Source organism: Rhizobacter sp. (assembly GCA_021153565.1).
In the GTDB taxonomy this organism is placed as follows: Bacteria; Pseudomonadota; Gammaproteobacteria; order Burkholderiales; family Burkholderiaceae_C; genus Albitalea.
The window spans coordinates 1-5725 of sequence record JAJKJU010000103.1; the positions used below are offsets into that span (position 1 = coordinate 1).

At 61.6% G+C, this 5725-nt stretch carries 5 protein-coding genes and 1 pseudogene; 1 reads left to right on the top strand and 5 read right to left on the bottom strand.

What is annotated here, in order from left to right; translation table 11 throughout:
* Nucleotides 1-97 precede the first annotated feature (97 nt).
* The 4 genes from sucD to recA form a co-directional block, all read right to left on the bottom strand.
* Nucleotides 98-991 (bottom strand): succinate--CoA ligase subunit alpha, encoded by an 894-nt coding sequence (gene sucD, locus AC30NL_RS06310; RefSeq protein WP_489463159.1) that lies wholly within the window; start codon nt 989-991, stop codon nt 98-100.
* A gap of 26 nt (nt 992-1017) precedes the next feature.
* Nucleotides 1018-2181: an ADP-forming succinate--CoA ligase subunit beta gene (gene sucC / locus AC30NL_RS06315; protein WP_489463160.1), complete on the bottom strand. Its 1164-nt coding sequence runs from the start codon at nt 2179-2181 to the stop codon at nt 1018-1020.
* A gap of 666 nt (nt 2182-2847) precedes the next feature.
* Nucleotides 2848-3402 (bottom strand): regulatory protein RecX, encoded by a 555-nt coding sequence (locus AC30NL_RS06320; RefSeq protein ID WP_489463161.1) that lies wholly within the window; start codon nt 3400-3402, stop codon nt 2848-2850.
* 40 nt (nt 3403-3442) lie between these two features.
* Entirely contained in the window at nt 3443-4537 is a 1095-nt protein-coding gene (gene recA, locus AC30NL_RS06325) for a recombinase RecA (RefSeq protein ID WP_489463162.1), read from the bottom strand.
* A gap of 192 nt (nt 4538-4729) precedes the next feature.
* Between recA and AC30NL_RS06330 the strand changes: the two genes are divergently transcribed.
* Nucleotides 4730-5401 carry a response regulator gene (locus tag AC30NL_RS06330; protein WP_489463163.1) on the top strand — a complete coding sequence of 224 codons (672 nt, stop codon included), beginning with the start codon at nt 4730-4732 and terminating at the stop codon, nt 5399-5401.
* Nucleotides 5402-5556: 155 nt separating this feature from the next.
* Here AC30NL_RS06330 and AC30NL_RS06335 read toward each other — a convergent pair.
* A pseudogene (locus tag AC30NL_RS06335) lies at nt 5557-5725 on the bottom strand (IS4 family transposase); the annotation flags it as partial.

Sequence of the window (5725 nt, forward strand, 5' to 3'; positions counted from 1 at the left end):
AAGCGCAGCCATAGCCCGGGCTATGGCGAGCATTTGCAACGACGAGCAGGGGTCTTTTGACGTGATGAGCGGGCATGATCGAAATACTCTCAGCCTCTCAGAGCAGGCCCTTGAGCAGCTTGGCCATCTCCGACGGATTGCGCGTGATGGTGAAGCCGCACTCTTCCATGATGGCAAGCTTCGCATCCGCCGTGTCGGCGCCGCCCGAGATCAGCGCGCCAGCGTGGCCCATGCGCTTTCCAGGAGGAGCCGTCACGCCCGCAATGAAGCCGACGATCGGCTTTTTCATGTTGGCTTTGCACCAGCGTGCTGCGTCCGCCTCGTCGGGGCCGCCGATCTCACCGATCATGATGACCGCATCGGTCTCGGGATCGTCGTTGAACATCTGCATGACGTCGATGTGCTTGAGCCCATTGATCGGGTCGCCACCGATGCCGACCGCGCTGGACTGGCCCAGCCCGATCTCGGTGAGCTGCGCAACCGCTTCATAGGTCAAGGTGCCCGAACGCGACACCACGCCGATGCGTCCCTTGCGATGGATGTGGCCCGGCATGATGCCGATCTTGATTTCGTCCGGCGTGATGAGTCCCGGACAGTTGGGGCCGAGCAGCAGCGTTTTCTTGCCACCCTTGGCCTCCTTGGCCTTCATCTTGTTGCGAACTTCGAGCATGTCCTTGACCGGAATGCCTTCGGTGATGCAGATGGCGAGGTCGAGGTCGGCTTCGACGGCTTCCCAGATCGCGGCGGCAGCGCCTGCAGGCGGCACGTAGATGACGCTCACGGTGGCGCCGGTCTGCGACTTCGCGTCTTTGACGCTGGCGTAGATCGGAATGCCCTCGAAGTCTTCGCCGGCCTTCTTCGGGTTCACGCCTGCGACGAAGCAGTTCTTGCCGTTCGCATAGTCGCGGCACATGCGGGTGTGGAACTGGCCCGTCTTGCCGGTGATGCCCTGCGTGATGACCTTGGTGTCTTTGTTGATGAGGATGGACATGGTGTATTTCCTTGGGCGCGAATCGGTTACTTCTTCAGCGCGGCCATCACGGCTTGCGCGGCGTCGGCCATCGTGTCGGCGCTGATGATGGGCAGGCCCGAATCGGCCAGCATCTTCTTGCCCAGGTCTTCGTTGGTGCCCTTCATGCGCACGACGAGCGGCACGTTGAGGTTCACGGCCTTGCATGCCGCGATCACGCCCGCTGCGATGGTGTCGCAGCGCATGATGCCGCCGAAGATGTTGACGAGAATCGCCTTGACCTTCGGGTTGCCGAGCATGATCTTGAAGGCTTCGGTGACCTTCTCAGCGGTGGCGCCGCCGCCCACGTCGAGAAAGTTCGCCGGCTCGCCACCAAAGAGCTTGATGGTGTCCATGGTCGCCATCGCAAGGCCCGCGCCATTCACGAGGCAGCCGATGTTGCCGTCGAGCTGGATGTAGGCGAGGTCGAACTTGCTGGCTTCGATTTCAGCTGGATCTTCTTCGTCCAGGTCTCGGTAAGCCACGATTTCGGGGTGACGGAACAGGGCGTTCGAGTCGAAGTTGAACTTCGCATCAAGGGCCTTGATGTTGCCGTTGCCTTCGAGGATCAGCGGATTGATCTCGGCGAGCGACGAATCTGTCGCCATGTAGCAGGCGTAGAGCTTCTTGAAGACGTCGATGGCCTGGGCTTGCGACGCGGCAGGAACGCCGATGCCGTTGGCCAACTCGCTGCCTTGTGCGTCGGTAAGGCCGGTGGCCGGATCGACGAAGACCTTGATGATCTTCTCGGGCGTGGCGTGCGCCACTTCCTCGATGTCCATGCCGCCCTCGCTGGAGGCCATGATGGCGACCTTCTGGGTGGCGCGGTCCGTGACCGCGGCGACGTAGTATTCCTTCTTGATGTCCGCGCCTTCTTCGATCAGCAGGCGGCGCACCTTCTGGCCGTCGGGACCGGTCTGGTGGGTTTTCAATTGCATGCCGAGGATTTCACCCGACAGCGTCTTCACCTCGTCAAGCGAGCGGGCGAGTTTGACGCCACCGCCATTGCCCCGCCCACCGGCGTGGATCTGCGCCTTGACGACCCAAACGGGGCCGCCCAGCTTTTGCGCCGCCTCGGTGGCTTCCAGGATGCTGAACGCGGGGTAACCGCGCGGCACGGGCACGCCGAACTGGCGCAGGATTTCCTTGCCTTGGTACTCATGGATCTTCATAGCGGACTCTCTCGAGAGATTTGAAAACGGGTTGCCTGGCGGGACTCTGGGCTGAGAGTATTTCGAGCGTGTCCGAGCAGCACGTCAAAAGGCGCCGGATCCAGGCGCAAAGCGCAGCCATAGCTCGTGCTATGGCGAGCATTGGCAACGACGAGCAGGGGTCTTTTGGCGTGAAGAGCGGGCATGGTCGAAATACTCTCAGCCTCTCAGGTCGGATCGGCCTGCACGCGCGAATTGGAGCGTGGGCAATACAGAAGGGGTCGCAGTGGCGCGGCGGATAGCGAGGCCATTGGAAGTGTCGCGAGGCGGGCCGTGATGTCAGGTGAGGTGTGCCGGCGGCAAGCAACAACGCGCCCAGATCGAGCGCAATGTATCCATCGACAGCCGCGCAATGTAGCATGGCCCCCAAGCTGGCAGCTGATTTGCAGCGCTGCGAATGCGTGAGTTCGAGGCGAAGCAGGATTCAGAGGCTGAGAGTATTTCGAGCGTGTCCGAGCAGCACGTCAAAAGGCGCCTGATCCAGGCGCAAAGCGCAGCCATAGCTCGTGCTATGGCGAGCGTTTGCAACGACGAGCAGGAGGCCTTTTGGCGTGATGAGCGGGCATGATCGAAATACTCTCAGCCTCTCAGCCTCTCAGCCTCTCAGCCTCTCAGCCTCTCAGCCTCTCAGTCGGTGACGTCGGGGCGGGGCGCGTAGCCAGCGTTGCGCAAAACGCGGGAGATCACTTCAGGCGAGAAGCCGCGCTGCGCCAGGAACCGCGCATGCCGAGCCTTGTCGGTCGCATCGGTGGGTGGTTCGGCGAACTTTCGGCGCCAGACTTCGGTGGCGCGATCGAGTTCGCTTTCCTTCAGGGCTTGCAAGGTTTCCGGAGTCAGCGCGACACCGTGTTGGGCCAGTTCCTGGCGGATACGCAGGTTGCCGTAGCGCCCGGCGCGCGCATGCACTCGGCTTTCGACGAAGCGCTCTTCGCACAGGTAGTTGTGCTGGCGCAGCCATGCGACAACTTCATCGACGCCGGCAGCAGCGTCGAATTCCATCACCGCCTCTCCCTCGTCGGCGTCGGAATTTCCGACGGCCTCGATCGCAGACGCCTTCGTGGCGTCCGCCGCTCGTGCATGGCGCAACAGCTTGCGCCGCAACTCAGTGATGCTGTGCTCGCGCTGCGCCAGCAAGGCCAGCGCTCGGCCCTTAAGCGACAAGGGTGGGCGCTTGACCGGCATGGCGGACTGGAGCCTGCTGCGCGCGCCGTTGGCCGTGCTCTTATTCCTTGGCTTCCTTCGCTGCCTTGCCACGAGCCGCCTTTGTCTCGGTGGCTGCGGGCTCCGATTCTTCAGTGGGCAACAGCGGAATACCGACGGCTACGCGCACTTTGTTCTCGATTTCGACCGCGAGCCCGGGGTTTTCACGCAGGAATTCGCGGGCGTTGTCCTTGCCCTGGCCGATCTTCTCGCCTTGGTATGCATACCAGGCGCCACTCTTTTCGAGCACCTTGTTCTCGACGCCCATGTCGATGATTTCACCTTCGCGGCTGATGCCTTCACCGTAGAGGATGTCGAACTCGGCCGTCTTGAACGGGGGCGAGACCTTGTTCTTCACGACCTTGACCTTGGTCTCGTTGCCAATGACCTCTTCGCCCTTCTTGATGCTGCCAATGCGGCGGATGTCGAGACGAACTGAGGCGTAGAACTTGAGCGCGTTGCCGCCGGTCGTGGTTTCGGGGGAGCCGAACATCACGCCGATCTTCATACGAATCTGGTTGATGAAGATGACCATGGTGTTGGTCTTCTTGATCGTGCCGGTGAGCTTGCGCAGCGCCTGGCTCATGAGGCGTGCCTGCAGGCCGGGCAGCGAGTCGCCCATTTCCCCTTCGATTTCGGCCTTTGGCGTCAGTGCCGCGACCGAGTCAATCACCACCAAGTCGACAGAACCGGAGCGAACCAGCGCGTCAACGATTTCGAGCGCCTGCTCGCCGGTGTCGGGCTGGGAGATAAGGAGTTCTTGCAGATTCACGCCGAGCTTTTGCGCATACTGCACGTCGAGTGCGTGCTCAGCGTCGATGAAGGCGCAGGTGCCGCCCATCTTCTGCATTTGGGCGACCACTTGCAGCGTCAGCGTGGTCTTGCCGCTGGACTCCGGGCCGTAGATTTCGACCACGCGGCCGCGGGGCAGGCCGCCGACGCCCAGCGCAATGTCGAGGCCGAGAGACCCGGTGGAGACCACCTCGATGTCTTCGATGACCTCGCCTTCTCCCAGGCGCATGATCGAACCCTTGCCGAATTGCTTTTCAATTTGCGCCAAGGCAGCCTGCAGGGCCTTGGCTTTCTCGGTGTTCAGGGCTTTGACCGGTGCGTCCATTAATTCCTCCAAAAAGTTGCTGCATTATCTCGGAAAAACTGGATGTCCGTACAGTACTTTGAGGGCATCCTTATTGGGGTATCTCGCGAGACTTCGCGACCCCGTCGGGGAACAGTGAATCCTAGAATCGAACAGAGCGCGGTGGACGGACAAACCGAGCACAGAAAGTACAAGACCGCCCCCGGAGACACGATGCGCATCCTGATCGCGGAAGATGATCAAGTCCTGGCAGACGGGCTCTTGCGCTCGCTTCGCAATGGAGGCTACGCCGCGGATCATGTAGGCAGCGGCAGCGAGGCCGACGCGGCCTTGGCGGCACACGAATTCGATCTCGTCATCCTCGACCTCGGCCTGCCCAAGATCCATGGCCTTGAAGTGTTGCGCAAACTGCGCGCGCGCGGCTCGAGCGTGCCGGTGCTGATCCTCACTGCTGCTGATAGCGTCGAACAGTGTGTGAAAGGCCTTGACCTCGGTGCCGACGACTACATGGCCAAGCCTTTCTCGCTGCAGGAGCTCGAAGCGCGGGTGCGCGCCCTGACGCGCAGGGGACTCGGCACCGCGTCTACCGTGATCAAGCACGGCCCGCTCACGTTCGACGCCACTGGCCGGGTCGCTTACATCAATGACCAAATGGTCGAGCTCTCGGCCCGAGAACTCAGCCTTCTCGAAGTGCTGCTTCAGCGCTCGGGCCGGCTCGTGAGCAAGGACCAGCTCGTTGAGCGTCTTTGCGAATGGGGCGAAGAGGTGAGCAACAACGCGATCGAGGTGTACATCCATCGCTTGCGCAAGAAGATCGAACAGGGACCGGTGCGCATTGCAACTGTGCGGGGTCTCGGATACTGCCTCGAGAAAATTTCGGGGTAGGGCGCTTGGGGCATGCTGCGCTTTGCACACCCTTGCGAATGCTGAGAGGCTGGGAGTATTTCGAACGTGTCCGAGCGGCACGTCAAAAGGCGCCTGATCTAGGCGCAAAGTGCAGCCATAGCTTGGCTATGGCGGAATGGCACTTACTTTGCACCTTACGCATGGCCATGCCTCTGTACATGTCGGCGAGCCTGTGCGCGAGGCACCTTCAACCAAGGGTAATGTTTTGGTCGTCGTTTTCGCATTCGTGGCTCGATACGCCCGGGCCGATGGCCGACCTTGCGTTGGGCGATCAACGCAAACAGGCGCTGGCGATCGTTCGCG